Below are 2,138 nucleotides of genomic sequence, written 5' to 3' on the forward strand. Positions count from 1 at the left end.
CTACCTCGCAGGCCTCCACCTCCGCGCCTCAATGATCTGGATAGACGACCTCGTGCGACCACCCAACTGATCACAACATCACACAGGCCCTAGTGTCCAAGTTCTGATCTAGCCCTGGGCTGGTCAGTGACTGGGCACAAGCCAGCCTCGCTGGCCAGCCTGGTTGCCGTCGCAACAGTGGTCACCCCTGGTACGCCTCGCACGGCCCACCAGCGGTCTGGTGCTCAACACGCCAGGAGAGCCGCCTTGGACCGGACCCTCCATCCGAGCCTCACTTGCTGACCAACATAGGCGCCACTCCTGGCCGATTGACAGTTTGACCGACTACGGGACATTCTGCGAACCCCACAGCAGGTCTGCCGCTTCACCTTCCCGACGGGGCATCAGGGGCCTAGGGTACGTCCATGAATGACACGGCGTACCAGCGTGAGCTGGAAGCACTGCAGGCATTTCGAGGCGCCCTTCGGCGTTTCAGAGACGCGCTTGACGCAGTCAGAGATCTTTCCGAGTTTGCAACACGGCATGGAAAGTCTCTGGATTCCGAAGAAATCGAAATATCGATAACCGCGATATCGTCCAGTGAAAATGATATCGATAAAGCGCGGGATGCTGCAGGCGCCCTTGCGGATTTTTTCGAAAGTAGCAAGAGTCTGATTCGAGAATATGAGTCTAAGGGGGATCTGCGTGGCCCTGGAGGTGATCCAAACCCTGAATTTAACATGCGATCTGGGGAGTTGGTTGCGCGGCTCGATGATCAATTCAAGAGTCTGGAGTCCGGGGGATTCGACGTCAAGGAGAATCTCGGAAAGATGCTGAGTGTCTACCGAAAGAAGACGCGCGTCGACGTACTCAGGTCTTCGCTTCTAACAACCGCCGTCGGTGATTTTGAGGTCCTCTTTTCGAGGATGGTTGGAGTGTACTACACATTGCGCCCCCAGGCGCTCGCTAGTAAGGATCAGCAATTCTCCTGGGAGGATATTCAGAGGTTCGGAAGCCTGGAAGAGCTGCGAGACTTTCACGCGGACCGGCAGGTTGAGCAGTTGATGTGGAGGGGCTTTGATGATTGGATGGAGTGGCTGGACAAGAAGCTTAAGATAAAGTTCAGTGACATCGCCCTAACGGAAAGCCTGATCCGCGAAATATTCCAGCGGCGCCACGTGATAGTGCACAATGGTGGCATTGTTTCAAGGCAGTATCTAGCAAAAGTCCCGACAACTGACACCTCCCCCGGCCTTGGGGGTCGCCTGACCGTCAGTGAGGGCTACCTGCTCGCGGCACTGGATCAGATCCTTACGCTCGGAGTGCTTCTTTCTAGCGCAATCGCCGATTCCCTAGTCAGGTCACCATCAATCACGCGGGCAATTCAAGCAGAATTCATGGCGATCGCATATTCGGCTCTGCAGGAGAGGAGATGGAAGGTGGCCGCGCGCTTGTCGGGGCGGCTCTCCATGACGCTCGACGATGATCACAAGCGCACCATGATGAAGGTGAATTACTGGATAGCGCGAAAGAACTCCGAGGGGCTTGCAGTCATCAGGGGGGATGTGGAATCCTGGGATACATCTTCACTCAAGTCAGAGTTTGAACTTGCCCGCCATGCCCTCTTGGATCAGAATGAAGCAGCGCACCTACTGGCGCTGAAGCTGATTGCCAAGGGTGAGATTTCTTCGAACGAATACAATGAATGGCCACTATTGGCCGATGTGCGGATAGCCTATCCCCTTGCTGAGAGTGTCGATGCCCCGGGTCAAGCAGAGGAATTCGAAGCAGGTGAAATCGAAGGGTGAGCCGCGAATTTTAGGCTTCTGGGTTCCGCCTCGGGGTCCCTCGCCGCGGTTCTCGCGAATAGTCTGAAGTCAAGGCATCTTCAAGAAGCGCACAATGAGAACCCTCTAAGGGGGCAGGCAGAATTCCATGGCCGCGTCGTCGCCAGCTTTAAAACGTCGCTAGCGACGCCCGTCTGGGTCCGCAGCTTCTGTCGTTCGAACTGTGGAAATAAGCCCCGATACTCCATCATGAGTCGCGATGTGTTATCCCACGATAGCCACTGCCGTAACGCCTCCCGGCGCCATGAAGGCCTGATCGCCCAGGCCGCTCGCGAGGGGACAGCGGACCTGTCGCTGGTCAGCGTGGATTCC

General features: G+C 56.4%; 1 protein-coding gene. It reads left to right on the top strand.

The annotated features are described in order from the left end of the window. Window positions 1–404 precede the first annotated feature (404 nt). The gene (locus tag ACFU7Z_RS38945) at window positions 405–1,787 is read left to right on the top strand and encodes a hypothetical protein (RefSeq protein WP_380782886.1); all 1,383 of its coding nucleotides are present in this window, start codon (window positions 405–407) and stop codon (window positions 1,785–1,787) included. The last annotated feature ends 351 nt before the right edge of the window (window positions 1,788–2,138 follow it).

Source organism: Kitasatospora sp. NPDC057518, assembly GCF_042802075.1.
In the GTDB taxonomy this organism is placed as follows: Bacteria; Actinomycetota; Actinomycetes; order Streptomycetales; family Streptomycetaceae; genus Kitasatospora.

Excerpts from the sequence above, each read along its gene's own strand:
- ACFU7Z_RS38945 (WP_380782886.1), top strand. The coding sequence starts at position 405 with ATGAATGACACGGCGTACCAGCGTGAGCTGGAAGCACTGCAGGCATTT.